The sequence below is a fragment of the Paenibacillus pinistramenti genome (assembly GCF_005869875.1).
In the GTDB taxonomy this organism is placed as follows: Bacteria; Bacillota; Bacilli; order Paenibacillales; family Paenibacillaceae; genus Fontibacillus; species Fontibacillus pinistramenti.
Genome location: NZ_VAWG01000001.1, coordinates 182055 through 201840, shown reverse-complemented (window position 1 = coordinate 201840; position 19786 = coordinate 182055). Strand labels below are relative to the sequence as shown.

16 protein-coding genes are annotated in these 19786 nt (G+C 50.9%); 10 read left to right on the top strand and 6 right to left on the bottom strand.

Translation table 11 applies throughout. The annotated features are described in order from the left end of the window. Window positions 1–7: 7 nt before the first annotated feature. From FCN15_RS01000 to FCN15_RS00990, 3 genes are all read right to left on the bottom strand, one after another. Entirely contained in the window at window positions 8–190 is a 183-nt protein-coding gene (locus FCN15_RS01000) for a DUF2188 domain-containing protein (protein WP_138493083.1), read from the bottom strand. Between the two features lie 133 nt (window positions 191–323). After that, window positions 324–1292: a peptide-methionine (S)-S-oxide reductase MsrA gene (gene msrA / locus FCN15_RS00995; protein ID WP_138493082.1), complete on the bottom strand. Its 969-nt coding sequence runs from the start codon at window positions 1290–1292 to the stop codon at window positions 324–326. Window positions 1293–1425: 133 nt separating this feature from the next. After that, window positions 1426–2040, bottom strand: coding sequence for a TVP38/TMEM64 family protein (locus FCN15_RS00990; RefSeq protein WP_162515260.1), 615 nt, complete (start codon window positions 2038–2040; stop codon window positions 1426–1428). 457 nt (window positions 2041–2497) lie between these two features. Between FCN15_RS00990 and FCN15_RS00985 the strand changes: the two genes are divergently transcribed. Next, on the top strand, window positions 2498–3202 hold the full coding sequence (locus FCN15_RS00985) for a TerC family protein (RefSeq protein ID WP_138493080.1): 705 nt from the start codon (window positions 2498–2500) through the stop codon (window positions 3200–3202). An 86-nt stretch (window positions 3203–3288) separates the two neighbouring features. On the opposite strand, the gene FCN15_RS00980 is transcribed toward FCN15_RS00985, so the two are convergent. Further along, complete coding sequence (locus tag FCN15_RS00980; RefSeq protein ID WP_138493079.1) at window positions 3289–4107, bottom strand: AraC family transcriptional regulator; 819 nt, start codon at window positions 4105–4107, stop codon at window positions 3289–3291. 181 nt (window positions 4108–4288) lie between these two features. Here FCN15_RS00980 and FCN15_RS00975 point away from each other — a divergent pair, with 181 nt between their 5' ends. From FCN15_RS00975 to FCN15_RS00955, 5 genes are all read left to right on the top strand, one after another. Further along, window positions 4289–5380: a Gfo/Idh/MocA family protein gene (locus tag FCN15_RS00975; protein ID WP_138493078.1), complete on the top strand. Its 1092-nt coding sequence runs from the start codon at window positions 4289–4291 to the stop codon at window positions 5378–5380. A gap of 18 nt (window positions 5381–5398) precedes the next feature. Then, window positions 5399–6169, top strand: coding sequence for a sugar phosphate isomerase/epimerase family protein (locus FCN15_RS00970; protein ID WP_138493077.1), 771 nt, complete (start codon window positions 5399–5401; stop codon window positions 6167–6169). After that, window positions 6162–7244 carry a Gfo/Idh/MocA family protein gene (locus FCN15_RS00965; RefSeq protein WP_138493076.1) on the top strand — a complete coding sequence of 361 codons (1083 nt, stop codon included), beginning with the start codon at window positions 6162–6164 and terminating at the stop codon, window positions 7242–7244. The genes FCN15_RS00970 and FCN15_RS00965 overlap by 8 nt, the downstream gene beginning before the upstream one ends. A 48-nt stretch (window positions 7245–7292) precedes the next feature. After that, a complete protein-coding gene (locus tag FCN15_RS00960) occupies window positions 7293–8261 on the top strand; it encodes a sugar phosphate isomerase/epimerase family protein (protein ID WP_138493075.1) in 969 nt (322 codons plus the stop codon). A 187-nt stretch (window positions 8262–8448) separates the two neighbouring features. Then, the gene (locus FCN15_RS00955; RefSeq protein ID WP_138493074.1) at window positions 8449–8766 is read left to right on the top strand and encodes a winged helix-turn-helix transcriptional regulator; all 318 of its coding nucleotides are present in this window, start codon (window positions 8449–8451) and stop codon (window positions 8764–8766) included. Window positions 8767–8890: 124 nt separating this feature from the next. On the opposite strand, the gene FCN15_RS00950 is transcribed toward FCN15_RS00955, so the two are convergent. Beyond that, the gene (locus FCN15_RS00950) at window positions 8891–9769 is read right to left on the bottom strand and encodes a helix-turn-helix domain-containing protein (protein ID WP_162515259.1); all 879 of its coding nucleotides are present in this window, start codon (window positions 9767–9769) and stop codon (window positions 8891–8893) included. 137 nt (window positions 9770–9906) lie between these two features. Between FCN15_RS00950 and FCN15_RS00945 the strand changes: the two genes are divergently transcribed. After that, window positions 9907–12396, top strand: a complete 2490-nt coding sequence (locus tag FCN15_RS00945; RefSeq protein ID WP_138493072.1) for a beta-mannosidase — start codon at window positions 9907–9909, stop codon at window positions 12394–12396. Between the two features lie 110 nt (window positions 12397–12506). Here the strand turns inward: FCN15_RS00945 and FCN15_RS00940 are convergent, their stop codons facing one another. Next, window positions 12507–13223 (bottom strand): Crp/Fnr family transcriptional regulator, encoded by a 717-nt coding sequence (locus tag FCN15_RS00940; RefSeq protein WP_138493071.1) that lies wholly within the window; start codon window positions 13221–13223, stop codon window positions 12507–12509. Between the two features lie 501 nt (window positions 13224–13724). Here FCN15_RS00940 and adhE point away from each other — a divergent pair. The 3 genes from adhE to pflA all read left to right on the top strand — a co-directional run bounded on the left by adhE (window position 13725) and on the right by pflA (window position 19743). Beyond that, window positions 13725–16340 (top strand): bifunctional acetaldehyde-CoA/alcohol dehydrogenase, encoded by a 2616-nt coding sequence (gene adhE, locus FCN15_RS00935; RefSeq protein ID WP_138493070.1) that lies wholly within the window; start codon window positions 13725–13727, stop codon window positions 16338–16340. A 306-nt stretch (window positions 16341–16646) separates the two neighbouring features. Then, the gene (gene pflB, locus FCN15_RS00930) at window positions 16647–18908 is read left to right on the top strand and encodes a formate C-acetyltransferase (protein WP_138493069.1); all 2262 of its coding nucleotides are present in this window, start codon (window positions 16647–16649) and stop codon (window positions 18906–18908) included. 73 nt (window positions 18909–18981) lie between these two features. Continuing rightward, window positions 18982–19743, top strand: coding sequence for a pyruvate formate-lyase-activating protein (gene pflA / locus FCN15_RS00925; RefSeq protein ID WP_138493068.1), 762 nt, complete (start codon window positions 18982–18984; stop codon window positions 19741–19743). Window positions 19744–19786: the final 43 nt, after the last annotated feature.

The following is a 19786-nucleotide window of genomic DNA, read 5'->3' as shown; positions in this document are numbered from 1 at the left end:
GCTTTACTTATTTATCCTCTTTAGGATGGTGCTTATCCCACTCCTCCGCTTTGGCGGTACCGATTGCAATGGCTCTGCCTTCCTCATAGCCTTCTTCCAGCAGAGCGTTAGCGATTTCGACCGCTTTGCTGCGGATGCGGGGAGCCAGATTTTTCATAGAGGGCGGATAATCATTTTTACTCCAGGGCATAAAGATTCCTCCTTTAGAAGCAACACAGGAGAATAACAACGATTAACGTTATTTTCTCCTGCATGGGAACCGGACCGAGCTGGCGGACAGGCTCAGCTTCATCCGGTTAATGATTTGATTACCCTAAAGGGGATTATTTAAACAAGGACAGATATTCTCCGTAGCCTTCTTTCTCCATGTCCGCTTTCGGAATAAAACGGAGAGAGGCCGAGTTGATGCAGTAGCGCAGGCCATTTGGACCGGGGCCGTCATCAAACACATGCCCCAGATGGGAGTTGGCTTCCCGGCTCCGCACCTCCGTGCGGACCATGAAGTGGCTGGTATCCAGCTTTTCTTTGATGCTGTAATCACGGAGCGGACGGGTGAAGCTTGGCCAGCCGCAGCCTGCGTCGTATTTGTCTGTAGAGCTGAAGAGCGGTTCGCCCGATATAATGTCCACGTAAATGCCGTCCTCATCATGATCCCAATACTCGCCGGTGAAAGGACGCTCGGTAGCGCTGTTCTGCGTAACTTCATACTGGATCGGCGTCAGCTGGCTCTTTAGTGTCTGCTGGTCCAGTGCCGGCTTTGACCAGTGGGTTTCGATATAATCTTCGCGCCCGGAGCCCTTGCGGTACCGTTTGTAATGCATCGGATTCTTCTTGTGATAATCCTGATGGTAATCTTCAGCAGGGTAGAACGGTTTGGCCGGCAGAATTTCCGTTACGATCGGTTTGTCAAACCGGCCGCTGCCGGCCAGCTCCTGCTTGGAAGCTTCGGCGGCTTCGCGCTGGGCTTCATTATGATAGAAGATAGCGGTTTGATAGGACTGCCCCCGGTCATGGAACTGGCCGCCCGCATCGGTCGGATCAATCTGCTGCCAGAACAGCTCAAGCAGCTTGCGGTAAGGAAAAATCGAAGGGTCAAACGTAATTTGGACCGCTTCATAGTGGCCGGTGCCCCCGGCGCAAACCTGCTCATAGGTCGGGTTCTCCGTGTGGCCCCCGGTATAACCGGACACGATGCTTTTGATGCCAGGAAGCTCCTCAAACGGGGTAACCATGCACCAGAAACAGCCGCCTGCAAATGTTGCCAGCTCAGTGCTGCCTTGTATATGATTCATAGCGATTCGCCTGCCTTTGTCTTGTAGTTTTGGTAAAAGTCCTTCAAATATGAACTATTATAATAGATTCTAAACTAAATCCCAAATCAGCGGGATAGAAGGAGGAACGCTTTTTCTGCACGAATCCTTGGGCTCAGCCGGTTCTCCGGGCGCTTCTCCTCTTATATCCCCAAACTGCGGCTGCAACAAACAAGAGATAGAAGCCCAGAATTTCAGCAGCAAGCAGCGGGTGAGAGAACAGTGAACTGCCAAGAAAGGCGTATACAAAAATACCCGGCAGCTTGCCGATAACCGAAGCGCTCAAATAGAGTCTGAAAGGAATGGCAGCGATCCCTGCATACAAATTAATTACCCATTGCGGGACAACCGGGAGCAGGCGGTATAACAGCACCGATTCAAACGGATGTCTGGCCACATAAGAAGTGAACCTGCGCATTGCCGGATAACGCTCCACAAGGCTGGCCGCATCATTGCGGTACCAGACAGCGCCGGCTGCGTACAGAATAATTCCGGACAAGGTCGAGCCCGTTACCGTAATTAATGCGCCGGCCCAAGGTCCGTACAGCATTCCGATCGCCGCAATGACAAGCTTGTAAGGGATGACCGGGAACAGGGCCAGCAGCGCTGCGAGCACGAGCATCATTAGGGGAGAGGGAGGGTGATCCAGCAGCAGGCTGATCTGCTCTCTGTAAGCAAAAGCAGCAGCCATAATAGCGATATAAATTAGAGGTATCAGCCATTTCTTCATCTTTATCCGACCCTTCCAGGTTCTTAATTCAAATGATATATAAACAGCCGGCAAGAAACAACAGGCTGATTCGGCAGGGACTTGAGCCTGATTTGTCATAAAGCTGGCAGTTTTCCGAAAAAATTTTGCTATAAACGTAGTATTCTTTACAGCCAGATGCTATACTGGAACAAATCATATGCTCGGTTCCCAAAGGGGAGTAGCTTTAAACAATAAAGTCGTCATTACGGGATAGTATCCCCGGCTTTATCGACAACAATTCGAATTGTTGTTAGCGAGACCTTTGCCTGCTTTGTAGCTGCAGGTGAAGGTCTCTTTTTGTGTAGTTTCAGCCGCAAAAATAGGCCTTAGCCTAAAGACAGGCAAGGCGCAGCGCGGCATGTTTTTCCAGGACAGTCTGGCAAAACCGCCCGGTCAGCGCGGATCCGGCATGCATCCGAATAAGGAGGTAATGCTTGTGGATTTGCTGAGTGTTGAATTTTGGACGGCTTTATTCTCTATCGTTCTGATTGACCTGGTGCTGGCGGGCGACAATGCAATCGTCATCGGCCTGGCGGCGAGGAACGTTCCGAAAGCTGATCAGAAGAAAGTCATTGTATGGGGGACGGTTGGAGCGATCGTGGTCAGGGCGTTAATGACCGTATTGGTGGTCCAGCTGCTTCATATTCCGGGACTCCGGCTGGCGGGAGGGCTGGCGTTAATCTGGATTGCCTACAAGCTCCTGGTGGAAGAGAAGAAGCATGACATTCATGCGGGAACGCAGCTTTGGGCCGCCATCCGCACGATCATCATTGCCGATACGATGATGGGGCTGGATAATGTGCTGGCGGTTGCCGGCGCGGCGCACGGTGATATGACGATGGTCATTATCGGACTGGCCATTTCGGTTCCTATCATGGTATGGGGCAGCACGGTCATTTTGAGGCTTACCGAACGTTTCCCGGTTGTCATTACAATCGGCTCGGCGGTGCTGGCCTGGACGGCTGCCAAGATGCTGGTTGAAGAGCCTCTGATTCATGACTGGTTTACAGCCGGAATTGTAAAATACGGATTCGAAGCGGCCGTCGTCATCGCTGTGACGGGGATCGGGCTGCTGGTCAAATCCAAACGCCGGCAGAGACAGCAGGCGGAGCAGGCTTTAACGGGGTTGGAACTTGAATAAGACAAGAAAGGATGAGGCGCGCCTAGGCGCAGCTTCATCCTTTTTCCTTTTTCATTTTTGATTTTCATTTCCGCTGTCCTTGACCGTTATTTCGTATTCTCGCGGCTGGCCAGGCGATACTGCTTAGGCGACATGCCGAATTTCGAGCGGAATACCTTGTGAAAATAGTTATAGCTTGGAAATCCGGAGCTCTCTGCCACATGCTCCAGCGAAAGCGGGCTGAATATAATCCGCTCCCGGGCCATATTCAGGCGGATATCCGTGGCATACTGGATAATGCTCTGGCCAAAAGTCGCCTTAAACAAATGCACGGCCCGTGAAACGCTGATGCCTGCATGGGCGGCTGCATCCTCAAGCCGGAAGGCAGTGGCAGCATTTTCCTCAACAAAGTGTTTGAGCTGGTAGGCGAGATAAGACCGCTGTCCATCCCGGGGCTGCTCTTCCAGCTGGCGGTCGATTTCCAGGCACAGAATTTGAATATAATGAGCGGCGATGTCATCTTTTAGCTTCGAAACCCGCTGCTGCTCAAGGGAAATCTGCCGGAAGAGGTTGATAAAAGCATCGGTCAGCGGCATGCGGATCTTGTTCGGCCGCTTCCTGCCGTTCCACCATTCCTTGATCCAGCTGCCGTCTATAAAGATGTAATAATCTCCGCTGAGAATGGAAGAGCCGCTGCTGAACGGAACGGAATCAATATAAAGCTCATAGGGCTCGCTTGGTGAGAACAGAAGCACATCGCCCATCTCCACGTTGACAAGCTCGCCGGCGATTCTCGTCTTCGCTTTGCCTTCTGTCTGCAGCCGGATCAAATAATGCTCGGGGCCGTTGACATCATTGGATTTGTAAGCTTTTCGGTGTACGGAATATCCCGCCGCCAATATACTGAGGTGCTGCTCGGCGAACATGCTTGAACCCTCCTGCTAATTAAAAAATAAAATAATGACCAGATTGTGCATGTTTGAATCATATACTTCATTTTACTTTAAGCAAAATCATATTACTATAAAGCTAACTTAAGGAAGCGCAATCAATCAAGCAGGCACCTTAAGAATCATAATCAAATTGAATAACTTGAGGAGTGATTCCGTGACCCCTTTGCAAGTAGGCGTTATCGGCTGCGGCGTAATCAGCCACGCTTATCTGAATTATCTGCAGAAGAGCTCCGCGGTCACCGTGACCGCATGCGCAGACCTGGTGCCGGAGAAGGCGAGGGAGCGGGCAGCCGAGTTTTCGATTGAAAACGTATACACGGTTGAGGAGATGCTGCAGAGCAGCGTTGATATCATCTTAAACCTGACGGTGCCTGCATCGCACGCGGCGGTCAGCCTGGCCGCTTTAGAGCACGGGAAGCACGTATATACGGAGAAGCCGCTTGCTGTTTCTTTATCAGACGGGAAGAAGATGCTGGAGCTTGCTGCACGCAAGGGACTTATGATCGGCTCTGCCCCGGATACTTTTATGGGGTCAGGCCTCGAAACAGCCCGCCAGGCGCTGCTCGGCGGTGTCATTGGGCGGCCTGTTGCCGCAAGCGCTTTCATGATGGGCACCGGCCCTGAGTCGTGGCATCCCAACCCGGCATTCTTCTATGCGGCTGGAGGCGGGCCAATGTTTGACATGGGCCCCTACTACTTGACAGCGCTTGTACAGCTGCTTGGGCCCATCGCCCGGATCAGCGCATCGGCAGGCAGTCAAATTCCGGAGCGAAAGGTGGGTTCCGGTCCGGATGCGGGGTCGCCCATTCTGGTGCAGACACCGACGCATTACAGCGGCACGCTGGATTTCGCCGGCGGCGTGATCGCCACGTTCATCACAAGCTTTGACATTCCGGGCGGCAGCTCGCTGCCGTGGATCGAAATTTACGGTACCGAAGGCACACTTCGCCTTCCGGACCCGAACAATTTTGACGGCGATGTCAAGCTCTGCAGAGCCGGCAGCGAGGAGTGGACCGTACTTCCAGCGGTATTTGAAAGCAATGTCAATGAAAGAGGCCGGGGGCTTGAGGATATGGCGGCTGCCATAGCTGAAGGCCGGGAGCCGCGGGCGTCGGGCCTGCTTGCTTACCATGTGCTGGAGGCGATGCATGCCTTTGGCCGGTCCTCGCAGGAAGGCAGGCATATTGCACTTGAAAGCGCTGCGGAGCTGGGATCCCGGTTAGCTGGTTTATCCAATCAAATTTAGATAAAGAGGTGCTTTTTAATGGCAAAGGTAGCATTGCAGTTATACACGGTTCGGGAGCAGCTGGAGCAGGATTTTGAAGGCACATTGCGCAAAGTAGCCGGGCTCGGCTACCAAGGCGTCGAGTTTGCCGGCTTCTACGGCAGATCCAAAGAGCAGGTGAAAGCGATTCTTGAGGAAACGGGCCTGACCGCTGTCGGCGCGCATACCGCTCTGGATTTGATGCGCAGCGAGCTGGATGAGCAGATCGAAATGAATTCCTATATCGGCAACAACAGGCTGATTGTTCCTTATGTCGCGGAAGAAGACCGTAACCGCTGGAACGACATCATCGGCGATATCAGGAAAGCAGCGGAAGCCTGCGCGGAACAGGGCGTCACTGTGCTGTATCACAATCATGACTTTGAGCTGACGCAGAAGCTTGACGGGGAGACGGTGCTCGATACTATCTTTGCAGAAATCCCCGAATCGCTCCTTCAGGTTGAGCTGGACTCCTGCTGGGTGGAATTCGCCGGATTTGACGCTGTCTCTTATATCGAAAAATACAAAGGCCGCATGCCGCTGCTTCATTTAAAGGACGTGAAGAAAAATGCGGACGGCTCTCCCGAAACGGTTGAGCTGGGCACCGGCGAGCTGGACATCAAGCGGATCGCAGATGCCGCGATTGAAGCCGGCGTTGAATGGCTGGTCGTTGAGCAGGATTTTACCGCAAACGGGGCACTGAATTGTATTGAGACCAGCATGGAATGGATCAGAAACTATCAAGCTCAAGGGGGAAAATTGAATGTCTAAACAGCTTAAGGTAGCCGTCATCGGCTGCGGAGGAATCGCAAACGGCAAACATCTGCCAAGCCTGGCTAAACAGCCGGAAGTTAATCTGGTCGCTTTCTGCGACATTATTGAGGAGCGCGCAAGCAAGGCGGCCAAGGAATACGGCACGCAGGACGCGAAGGTATTCACCGATTACCGCGAGCTGCTGGCAAGCTGTGATGCGGATGTTGTGCATGTGTGCACACCAAACGATTCCCACTCCGAAATCACTGTTGCCGCGCTTGAAGCGGGCAGCCACGTCATGTGCGAGAAGCCGATGGCCAAAACGACGGAGCAGGCCCGGGCCATGCTGGAAGCCGCTGAACGCACCGGCAAGAAACTGAGCATCGCTTACCAGAACCGGTTCCGCAACGACAGCCTCTACCTGAAACAATTGTGCGAAAGCGGCGAGCTGGGCGACATCTATCTGGGCAAAGCGCTGGCAATCCGCCGCCGCGCCGTTCCGACCTGGGGCGTATTTCTGGACGAAGAGAAGCAGGGCGGCGGCCCGCTGATCGACATCGGTACGCATGCGCTTGACCTGACCTTATGGCTGATGAATAACTATGAGCCGAAGAGTGTCATGGGCTCGGTATTCCACAAGCTCGGCCATCGCGAAAATGCGGCTAATGCCTTCGGTTCCTGGGACCCTGAGCAGTTTAAAGTAGAGGATTCTGCTTTCGGTTATATTACGATGAAGAACGGCGCTACCATCATTCTGGAGTCCAGCTGGGCGCTGAATGTAGTGGAGATCGGCGAAGCGAAGACGGTGCTGTGCGGTACCGAGGGCGGAGCCGATATGAAAAATGGCCTGCGCATCAACGGCGAGAAGAACAGCCGCCTGTACGACACGCAGATCGATCTCAGCTCCGGCGGCGTGGCCTTCTTCTCGGGTGAAGAAGAGAGTGACGCGGACCGCGAAGCCCAGGCTTGGGTGAAAGCCATTCTCGAAGACGGAGAGCCGCTCGTTAAGCCGGAACAGGCCTTGGTGGTCACGCAAATTCTTGAAGCGATCTACGAATCCGCCAAAACCGGCAAAGCCGTTTATTTTGACTGATTGAGTAAGGATTGAGCTAATAACACGGATTCCAGGGAGGAAACAATCATGAAATTAGGCATATTTATGGTACTGTTCGGCGGACGCCCATTGGAGGAGGCGCTTGATTTTGTAGCATCCAAAGGCATTCAGGCTGTGGAGATTGGAACCGGCGGCAACCCTGGCCAGGCACACTGCAGCCCGGATGAACTGCTGGAAAATAAAACAAAGCTGACCGAATTCAAACGGGCTATCCAGTCCCGGGGACTTACCATCAGCGCACTCAGCTGCCACGGCAATCCGCTGCACCCGCAGAAAGCGCTGGCCCAGGCAGATCATGACGATTTCGTCAAAACCGTCAAGCTTGCCGAACTGCTGGAGGTTCCGGTGGTCAACACGTTCTCCGGCTGCCCGGGCGATCATGAAGACGCCAAATATCCAAACTGGCCGGTAGCGCCGTGGCCGAATGATTTTCAGGAGATTTTGAAATGGCAGTGGGAGAATAAAGTCATCCCTTACTGGACAGAGTGGGGCAAATTTGCGGCAGACCATCATGTCAAAATCGGCATCGAGCTGCACGGAGGATTCTCCGTTCATACGCCTGGAACCCTGTTAAAGCTGCGCGAGGCTGCAGGTGAAGTCATCGGTGCCAATCTGGACCCAAGCCATATGTGGTGGCAGGGCATTGATCCGGTTGAAGCGATCAAGATTCTGGGAAGAGAAAATGCGATCCATCACTTCCATGCCAAAGATACGATTATTGATCCGGTCAATGTGAACAAGCATGGTGTGACCGACATGCAGTCCTACTCCCTGATGCTTGACCGCGCCTGGCAGTTCCGCACGGTCGGCTACGGACACGATCTGAAGACTTGGGCGGACATCATCAGCACGCTGCGGCTCGTTGGTTATGATTATGTGGTCAGCATCGAGCACGAAGACGGCCTCATGTCCGTAGAAGAAGGCTTCACCAAAGCCGTCCAAAACCTGAAGCAGGTACTCATTCAAGACTCTGCGGCCGATATGTGGTGGCTGTAATCCGTTCAGACCGTAAGCAATCCGAATGTCTCATTCCGGATTGCTTTTGTCTTTTTCATTTAAAAATGTGAATTCCGTGAATAGCCCGTTTTCAAATCGTAAAAACTATGTTAAAATGATATGTACTAACTTAATGTAAGCAAATTCCGGAATCATCTGCTCCGGATTATTAAAGAGGTGATAAGCCATGGCAGATAAGGATTTCAGCATGTGCCCCCGCTTTGAAACCGCATTTTCTTTTCTGGGGAAACGGTGGAACGGTTTAATTATTCAAACGCTGATGAACGGCCCGAAACGCTTTAAAGATATTTCAAATTTAATTCCGTCGATGAGCGACAAGATGTTATCCGAACGGATGAAGGATTTGGAGTGCGAAGGAATTTTGACGCGCCATGTTTATCCGGAAACGCCGGTTCGGATTGAATACGAGCTTACGGAGAAGGGCAAAGCGCTTCGCCCGGTTATGGACCAGATTCAGAGCTGGGCCGAAGACTGGATTCAGTAATTCAGGAAAGAAATGGACTCCTTATCCGTATAGAATCAGGCAGATAGAGCAGGCCAGACAGAGCAGGCAGAACAGGCAAATAGAAGAGACCGCTTCCGGACAACGGAGTGCGGTCTCTTTTGGTTTATTGCCCGGGAACAGCGGCAGCTGCGGGAGCGGCGTGCGCGTGGGCATTTTTCCGGAAATCAAGCGGGGCCTGGTTATAAAATTTCTTGAACTGGTGGTAGAAATGGCTGACGTTCTCAAAGCCGGACTCCAAAGCAATCTCCACAACCCGCAGCTCGGTATTCAGAAGCAGGTTTCTTGCGGCCTTCAGCTTGAGCTGGTTGAGATATTCGGTCGGCGTCTGATGAAGATACTGGCGGAAGGCGCGGTTGACATGGCCGACGCTCCGGCCCGATAACCGGTACAACGTCTGCAGGCCGCCGCTCAGATTCTCTTTCAGCTGCATTTTGGATAGAGCCTGCTCCAGCCAAAGCGGGATTTCGGTCTGCCGCTCTGCACTGCCGGGCTGCAGAAAGTGCCGGGTCAGAATGTCCACCAGCACGCTTCTGGCGTACAGGCGCGCCTTGCTCTTGTCCAAGGTAGACAGCAGCAGAATCCGCTCAAAATGATTGATGAACTCCAGCGTTTCAAGCTGGGAGAGCAGCGCCACCGGCGGCTCTGAGGCGAGCAGCAATTCTTCCTTAAACGCCTGCTCATTGAGATAGGCAAACGCCTCCTGGACAAGGCTTGAGCGGCACGCGACGTTAAGGAAACGGCAGTCTCCCTGCCCGTCCCGCTCGTATCTGTGAATATCGGCAGGTCTAATTAGAACAAGGCTGCCCGCCTTCAACAGCTGCGTATAACCGTTGACGATATGACGGCAGGAGCCTTCGCTGAGAATAAAGAATTCATAGAAATCATGAGTATGCTCGGGCGATACCTGCGACAAGGACTCAACCCAGAACGGATTCACCAGCAGTTCCGGATCAATATGGCCCGTTTCTGTAAATGTAAGCAAGAGATCAACCTCCAAATCCTGATCGTGATGTTAAAATAGCACATGGTTGAAGTGAACACAAGACAAGCAAGAAAGCCTTTTCTTTGCTACAATAAATCCGGTAAAGACAAGATTGAGCATGAGTGGAGGATTATTTGATGCTGCTGCTGGATTTAAACGGACAATGGGAAATGAGAAGACTGGACCAAGAGGAATGGCTCGATGCGGCCGTACCTGGATCGGTGTACAATGACCTGCTGCAGGCCGGAAAAATGCCGGACCCGTTCTACCGGGATCAGGAGTACGAGGTACTTGAGCTTTCGAATTACGATTACGAATATAAGCGTTCGTTCGAGGCGGAAGCAGGCCTTCTGGAGCATGACCGTATTGTGCTGCTGTGCGAGGGGCTGGATACGCTTTGCGAGCTCTTCCTGAATGAGACGGAGATTCTGAAATCAAACAATATGCACCGGATCTACGAGGTGGATATCAAACCTTATTTAACTAATGGTAAAAATACGCTGCGAGCCGTATTCCGCTCCCCGGTAGAATATGTGCTGCGCAAGCAGGAAGAACTGCCGCTGATCAACTCGACGGATGCGGTGCCGGGCATTTCCCATCTGCGCAAAGCCCATTCCATGTTCGGGTGGGACTGGGGTCCAAAGCTGCCGGACATGGGCATTTGGCGGAATATTTCAATCCGGGGATACGATAAGTCCCGCATTGAGGACGTCTACATCACACAAATTCATGAAGAAGGCAAAGTAACGCTGGACGTCCGGGTCAGAACAGACTGCTGGCGCGAAGGCAGCCGGAGCATCGCAGTGAAGCTGACTTCTCCTGCCGGCGAGGTGCTGGAGGCACAGGTGCCGGAGCAGGCAAGCCATGGAGACTATGACCACCATATCAAGCTTGAGGTCAATCAGCCTCAGCTGTGGTGGCCTAATAATCTTGGCGATCAGCCGCTGTACCAGGTGGAAGTCGTACTGGAGGATCAGGACACCGAGCTGGACCGCAAGGAGATGCGGATCGGCCTGCGGACGCTGACCGTCAAGCGTGAGCCGGATCAGTGGGGCGAATCGTTCGAGCTTGAAATCAACGGAATTTCGATCTTCTCTATGGGAGCCGATTACATTCCGGAGGATAATATTCTGGCCCGCTGCAGCCGGGAGCGCACAGAGAAGCTGATCCAGAGCTGCGTAGAAGCCAACTTCAATACGATCCGGGTATGGGGCGGAGCGCATTATCCGGAGGACGATTTCTTCGATCTGTGCGACGAATACGGCCTTATTGTATGGCAGGATCTCATGTACGCCTGCGGCATCTACGACTTTAATGAAGATTTTAAAGAGAATATTACACACGAAACGATTGACAATATGAAAAGAATCCGCCACCATGCCTCCCTGGGCTTATGGTGCGGCAACAACGAGCAGGAAGTCGCCTGGGTGGACTGGGGCTGGAGCAAGACAGCTTCGCCGAAGCATAAGGCCGATTACATCAAGCAGTACGAGGTTCATCTGCCCGAGCTGGCGAAGCAGATCGACCCTAATACCTTCTACTGGCTGGCTTCACCGTCATCAACCGGAAGCTTCAATAATCCGAATGACGAGAATTACGGGGACATGCACTACTGGGAGGTTTGGCACGGCAAGAAGCCGTTTACCGATTACCGCAATATTTTTCCGCGGTACATGTCTGAATTCGGCCTGCAGTCGTTCCCGAGCCTCAAAACGGTGGAGACTTTCACGCTGCCGAAAGACCGGAACATTTTCTCTCATGTCATGGAATCACACCAGAAGAACGGTACAGGCAATGAGAAGATCCTTTATTATATCGGTGAAACCTACCGTTATCCAAAAGATTTCGACTCGCTGCTGTATGCTTCCCAGCTGATCCAGGCAGAAGGCCTGCGCTACGGCGTCGAGCACTGGCGCAGAAACCGCGGACGCTGCATGGGCGCAGTCTACTGGCAGCTGAATGACTGCTGGCCGGTTGCCTCCTGGTCGAGCATCGATTATTTCGGCCGCTGGAAAGCGCTGCATTATACAGCCAAACGGTTCTTTGCGCCTGTAATGGTATCAGCGTGCGAAGAGGGCACTTCAGTTTCGCTGCATGTGACCAATGAGACGAAGGAAGCGGTCCGCGGCCAGCTGGTCTGGAAGCTGATGAATCCGCATTCGGAAGTGCTGCAGCAGTCAGAACGGGAAGCTGAAATTGCGGCATTTGCTTCAGCCGAGCTGGAGCAGCTGGATTTTGCCGAGATCTTGGATACAGAGGCTAAGAAGAGGGAGGCTTATCTGGAATTCGCGTTTGTGGTGAACGGCGAGATTGTCAGCTCCGGTACGGTGCTGTTCGTCAAAGCGAAGCATTTTGAATTCGCGAACCCTGCCATTCAAACGGTGATTGCTGAGGAAGCAGACCATTTCACTGTAACGGTAAGCGCGGAAGCTTTTGCCCGCTCTGTCGAGCTGGACTTCAAGGAGCTTGATGCGGTGTTCAGCGACAACTATTTTGACCTCTCAGCAGGCGTAAATAAGGTAGTGAGAGTGAACAAATCTTCACTCAGCAAACCGGCTTCTCTGGAGGAGCTGCAGCAGCAGATCAAGGTCCGCAGCATTTATGACCTGGACGAGCAGAACAGTTAAGAGCAAATCAATTTGAAATAACGCGCGAAATAACGTGCGAAATAACGAGGATTAAACGACAAGCTCCCCGGCGGTTTGATGGGGAGCTTGTTTCTTGTTCTATAGGATGCTTAAATCCGGCAGATTTCATTCGGGCACAGCTCACAGTGGCAGATGTCCTGCAGCATGACCAGATCCTTGATCACGATCATGCCATTCTCATATTCAAGGGCGTCTTTCTTGCGCAGATCGCTGAGCATGCGGTTGACGCTTTCGCGTGTTGCGCCGATCATGTTGGAGAGATCGGTGTGGGTAATCTTTTTGTTAATCAGAATGGTATCCCCGTGCTGCTCGCCGTATGTGTTGCTCAGGCGGATCAGGGTCGAGCAGAGCGCGCCCGGTTTGCCGTACATCATCAGGTCGCGGAATTTGGTCTGGGTCAGGCGGTGATGGATGCCCATCCATTTCATGAAGTCGATTGCGAAATCGCAGTGCTGGCAGATCAGGATTTCGAGATCTTTATTTTCCACGATGCCGACTTCACAGTCTTCGATCACTTCCGCGGTAAAGCTGTGTTTGGAGCTGAAGAACGGGTCCGCTTGACCAATCAGGTCGCCCCGTCCGTACATATATAAAATTAATTCCTTGCCCTCATCTGTCGATTTGGTCATTTTGACACGGCCGCGTTTAAGGTAGAATAACTTATCGGACACATCGCCTTCCCAGAACAGATGGGAACCTTCGGCGTAATTTTTGTCTTTCATGATCACAAGCAGTCGATTGAAATTCTGTTCCGAAAAACAAACTGTATTCCCTTGCGCTTCAACGCTGTTCATATGCTCGCTCATTTTTGGTTTCCCCTTTATACTCCAAATTTTTCTGAATTTTTAAATTAATTATAACCTGTATAATCTGCGATTTGGGGCATTTTTAAAGCTTAAAAGTGGCGAAATTTTTAACATTGTGACTAATTTCACTTAATTAGCGAGGATTTGGGCAGCATTTTACGTTGGCCTATATCTTTTCCTTCATTATTAGGCTTTAAAATGCCTTAATAATAAGCCAGCTTCACGTCAGCTGATGGACTGCAAGGACTTATGACATAGAGTTCGGCCAGTTGAAAGGAAATGAAACCACAGCGAAAGCAAGTTTTCAAAATAGACAAAGTTTGTGAAAAAATTCACTATACAAGTCCTGAACGGTGTGTTATGATGAATCCGTAAAGAAGATCACGAAGGCAATTAAGCACGGCACACTTTGTAACAAAGTGTTACAAAGTTAAAGAACGACCAGCCCGCTGCTTGGGCCTTACAAAGACAAATTTCCAACTTATCAGGAGGATGAGAGAGATGGCCGTTAAAAATGAAGTGACTGCAAACGTACAGCCAACCGCACAGGAGTACATTCAGGGATTGATCGACAAAGCCAAGAAAGCTTCCGAAGCTTTCATGAACATGGACCAGGAACAGATCGACAACATTGTACAGGCGATGGCTTTGGCCGGACTCGATAAACACATGTACCTTGCGAAGAAAGCTGTTGAAGAAACAGGACGCGGGGTATACGAAGATAAGATTATTAAGAACATGTTCGCGACAGAGTACATCTGGCACAGCATCAAGAATAATAAAACAGTAGGCGTTATTGAAGACAACGTATATGAGAATTTCCAAAAAATCGCTGAACCGGTCGGCATCATCATGGGTATTACACCGGTAACCAACCCGACTTCAACAACGATTTTTAAATCGCTGATCGCAATCAAGACCCGCAACCCGATCATCTTCGGCTTCCACCCATCCGCACAGGAATGCAGCCGCGAAGCCGCACAAATCCTGCTGGACGCAGCCGTTAAGCATGGCGCACCTGCTGATTGTATCCAATGGATCGAACAGCCTTCCATGGACCGTACAAACACTTTGATGAACCATCCTGATGTGGCCTGCATCCTGGCAACAGGCGGTTCCGCAATGGTTAAAGCAGCATACAGCTGCGGCAAGCCTGCTCTCGGCGTTGGCCCTGGTAACGTACCTTGCTTCATTGAGAAGAGTGCTGATTTGGATCAAGCGGTAAATGACCTGATCCTGTCCAAAACATTTGACAACGGCATGATCTGCGCATCCGAACAAGCGGTAATCATCGAAGAGCCAATCTTTGACCAAGTGAAGAAGAAAATGATCGCTAACGGCTGCTACTTCGTTAATAAAGAAGAAGCTGCTAAGCTGACAGCCGGAGCCATCATTGCAGATAAATGTGCAGTTAACCCGTCGATCGTTGGTCAGCCAGCCGTGAAGATCGCTGAAATGTGCGGCATTCAAGTACCGGCAGGAACCAAAATTCTGGTCGCTGAAATCGAAGGTGTTGGAACTAAGTTCCCATTGTCCGCTGAGAAATTGAGCCCGGTACTGGCCTGCTACAAAGTGAAAACAGCTGAACAAGGCATCGAGCGTGCGCTGGAAGTTGTTCAATTCGGCGGTATGGGCCACTCGTCGGTCATTCACTCCAACAACGATGAAATTATTCAAAAATTCTCTGACCGCATGCCAACCTGCCGGATTCTGGTGAACCAGCCATCTTCCCAAGGCGGTATCGGCGACATTTACAACACCAACCTGCCGTCGCTGACACTGGGCTGCGGATCTTACGGCCGCAACTCGACTTCTTCGAACGTAACAGCAGTGAACCTGATCAACGTGAAAAGGGTGAACCATCGTACCGTGAATATGCAGTGGTTTAAAGTACCTGACAAGATCTATTTTGAAAGAGGCGCAACTCAATACTTGGCTAAAATGACCGGCATCAGCCGCGTAATGATCGTAACTGACCCTATGATGGTCAAACTGGGCTATGTTGAGAAAGTAGAGCATTACCTGCGTCAGCGTCAAACTCCTGTTGCGATTGAAGTGTTCTCGGATGTTGAACCGGATCCATCGACAACTACGGTAGCACGCGGTACAGAAATGATGCAAAAATTCCAGCCTGACTGCATCATCGCTCTGGGCGGCGGTTCGCCAATGGATGCTGCGAAAGGCATGTGGCTGTTCTATGAATACCCAGATACGGATTTCCACAACCTGAAACAAAAATTCATGGATATCCGCAAACGGACTTACAAATACCCTAGCCTGGGTCAAAAAGCGAAATTCGTTGCGATCCCTACAACTTCGGGTACAGGTTCGGAGGTTACACCATTCGCCGTTATTACCAATAAAGAAGGCGGCAATACGAAATATCCTTTGGCTGACTATGAGCTGACTCCAGACGTAGCGATCATCGACCCAGAATTTGTATACAGCCTGCCAAAAGTAGCCGTAGCAGATACAGGCATGGACGTATTGACTCACGCAATCGAAGCGTATGTATCGGTAATGGCTAATGACTACACAGACGGCCTTGCAATCAAAGCGATTCAGCTGGTGTTCCAATATCTTGAAAAATCGGCTCTTACCGGCGATAAACTGGCCCGCGAAAAAATGCACAACGCATCGACTCTTGCCGGTATGGCGTTCGCCAATGCGTTCCTGGGCATCAACCACAGCTTGGCGCACAAATGGGGCGGTGAATACCACACTGCACACGGCCGTACCAATGCGATCCTGATGCCGCACGTTATCCGCTACAATGCGAAGAAACCTACTAAATTTACTGCATGGCCTAAATATACGCATTTCGTAGCTGACCAGCGTTATGCTGAAATCGCACGGATCCTGGGACTGCCAGCACGCACAACAGAAGAAGGCGTGAAGAGCCTGGTCAACGCGATCCGCGACCTGAACAAGAAATTGGGCATCCCTGAAACGTTCCAGGCACTGGGCTTTGATGCTAAAGATTTCGAATCGAAGGTTGACTACCTGGCTGACCGTGCATTCGAAGACCAATGTACAACTGCCAACCCTAAACTGCCGCTGGTAACCGAACTGGCCGAAGTATACAGAGACGCTTTCTACGGAAGATTTGAAGAATAAGAGAGACTAGCAGCGATCAAGGTACAACCGGGACACCTCCGGAAAGCCGGACCTGATCATCTGGCGAAAAAAAGTGACAAACATCACCGCAACTGTGATGTTTGTCACATCATTTTTCCGGGGGATAAGCTATGATTAAACCATAAAAGATCCCGCAGCGCTTGATGGGAACAGCTGAAGTTAACCCTTGAACTGGCCTCATCAGATTCTAAGTTGTGAAAAGTATCACAAATTTTAGGGATCTCGAGGCGGAGGATAACCTTCAAGCCTTCGTACTCCAAACCATAAATAATGGAGGGAATAAAAATGTCGGTGATTGAAAGAGAAACAACAGCTGCACAGAACGCATGGAGAGGTTTTAAACCTGGCAAATGGATGAAAGAGGTTAACACAGCCAACTTCATTGACACTAACATTAAACCTTATGAGGGCAATGAATCCTTCCTTCAAGGTGCTACAGCGAACACGAAAGCATTGTGGGAAATCGTTTCGGATCTGTCCAAGAAAGAAAGAGAAGCCGGCGGCGTGCTGGATGTGGATGTGAACACACCTTCTACCATTACTTCCCATGCACCTGGTTTCCTGGATAAAGATAAAGAACAAATCGTTGGGGTTCAAGGCTCTGAGCCTTTCCAGCGTACTATCCGTCCAAACGGCGGCGTGAGAATGGTTATTACCGCTTGTAAAGCATACGGCTTTGACCTTCCTCCAGAAATCGTTGATTTGTACACCAATGTCCGCAAGACGCATAACCAAGGCGTATTCGATGCATATACAGCAGATATGAGAAATGCCCGCCATACCGGTATCATCACAGGCCTGCCTGATGCTTACGGCCGCGGCCGCATCATCGGCGACTACCGCCGCGTAGCGCTTTACGGTGTTGATTTCTTGATCAAACAGAAACAAGAAGAACTGAAAGACATGGAAGTAGACGTAATGGACGTTGACGTTATTCGTCTTCGCGAAGAATTGTCTGAACAAATCCGTGCCTTAGGTGAATTGAAGCAGCTGGGCGAAATGTACGGCTTCGATATTTCCAGACCTGCCAACAACGCGAAAGAAGCTTTCCAATGGCTGTACTTCGGCTATCTGGCAGCCGTTAAAGAGCAAGACGGTGCGGCAATGTCCCTCGGACGCGTATCTTCTTTCCTTGATGCATATATTGAACGCGACCTTGCTGAAGGTGCTATGACAGAAGAACAGGCACAGGAACTGGTTGACCACTTTGTAATGAAACTGCGGATCGTTAAGTTCCTCAGAACTCCTGAATACAACGAGCTGTACAGCGGTGACCCAACTTGGGTAACAGAATCCATCGGCGGCATGTCCGTTAACGGTACAACTAAAGTAACGAAGAACAGCTTCCGCTTCCTGCATACCCTTTACAATCTGGGACCTGCTCCAGAACCAAACCTGACTGTACTTTGGTCTGACAAACTGCCTGAAGGGTTTAAAAAATATTGCGCTAAAGTTTCAATTGAAACCAGCTCCATTCAATATGAGAACGACGATCTGATGCGTCCGATCTACGGCGATGACTACGGGATTGCCTGCTGCGTATCCGCAATGCGCATCGGTAAACAAATGCAGTTCTTCGGCGCCCGCGCAAACCTGGCGAAATGCCTCCTGTACGCGATCAACGGCGGTAAAGACGAAAGATACGGCACTCAAGTAGCTCCTGAATACCCAGCTGTTACTTCCGAATATCTGGATTACGAAGAAGTCATGAAACGCTTCGTCCCTATGATGGAATGGCTGTCCAAACTTTATGTAAATACTTTGAACGTTATTCACTACATGCATGACAGATACGCTTACGAACGGATTGAGATGGCGCTGCATGACCGTGACATCCTTCGTACAATGGCTTGCGGTATTGCCGGTTTGTCGGTTGTAGCCGACTCCCTGAGTGCAATCAAATATGCGAAAGTTAAACCGATCCGCAACGAGAACGGCATCGCTGTTGACTTTGAAATCGAAGGCGAATTCCCTTGCTACGGCAACAACGATGACCGTGTTGACAGCATTGCGACTAATCTGGTTGAAACATTCATGGGCATGATCCGCAAACAAAAAACGTACCGGGACGCTCTGCCAACGCAATCCATTTTGACTATTACCTCTAACGTGGTTTATGGTAAGAAGACAGGTACAACACCTGATGGACGTAAAGCCGGCGAACCGTTTGCTCCAGGGGCTAACCCAATGCACGGCCGTGACAAGAAAGGTGCGCTCGCTTCCTTGAGCTCTGTTGCCAAACTGCCTTACGAACACAGCCTTGACGGTATTTCCAATACGTTCTCCATCGTGCCTAAGGCGCTTGGCAAAGAACCAGAAATCCGCAAGAACAACCTGGTAGCGATGATGGACGGCTACTTCGGCAGCAGCGCGCATCACCTGAACGTTAACGTATTTGACCGTCAGCAGCTGCTTGATGCTATGGAACATCCTGAGAACTATCCGCAATTGACCATCCGTGTATCCGGTTATGCGGTTAACTTTATCAAATTGACTCGTGAGCAGCAGCTGGATGTTGTGAACAGAACATTCCACCAAGGCATGTAATTTACAAAAATCCGTAATTGAAGCAAAGCATTTCCAACATTTCCTGCAGCCCCTGCAGAAAGGATGACGTAACATGATCAAAGGGCACATTCACTCACTAGAAACCTTCGGAACGGTCGACGGCCCCGGCATTCGTTTCGTACTCTTTATGCAGGGCTGCCTGCTGAAATGCCAGTACTGTCATAATCCGGACACCTGGAATCTGGAAGGCGGCAAGGATATGACGCTGGAGGAAGTGCTGGCGGAGATTGAGCCTTACATTAACTATTACCGTACCTCCGGCGGCGGATTAACAGTATCAGGCGGCGAAGCGACGCTGCAGGCCCATTTTGTGGCAGAGCTGTTCCGTGCCGTCAAGGAACGCTGGAACCTTCACACTACGCTGGATACGAACGGCTACAATGACGGGGATAAGATCAAAGACCTGCTTGACGTAACCGACCTCGTACTGCTTGACTTGAAGCATATCAATAATGAGAAGCACATTAAGCTGACCGGCAAACCGAACGACCGGATGCTTGCGATGGCGCACTGGCTGTCCGATCATAACCGTCCGATGTGGATCCGCCATGTGCTTGTTCCCGGAATTAACACGGACGAAGAGGATTTGCTTGGGCTTGGGCGGTTTATCGGCGGCCTGAACGCCGTTGAGAAGTTTGAAATTCTTCCGTACCACCAAATGGGGATTTATAAATGGGAAGCCTTGAAATGGACCTATCCGCTTGAAGGTGTACCAAGTCCAACCCCTGAAGAAGTAACCCGCGCCTACCGGCTGATCGAGCAGGGCATGAAAGAAGTAGCGGCTGATAAAACCGTTGCTGGTCTAACCTCCTGATAGATTCGTGTGATATATAATGACGTTAAAGCGGTCAACTCAC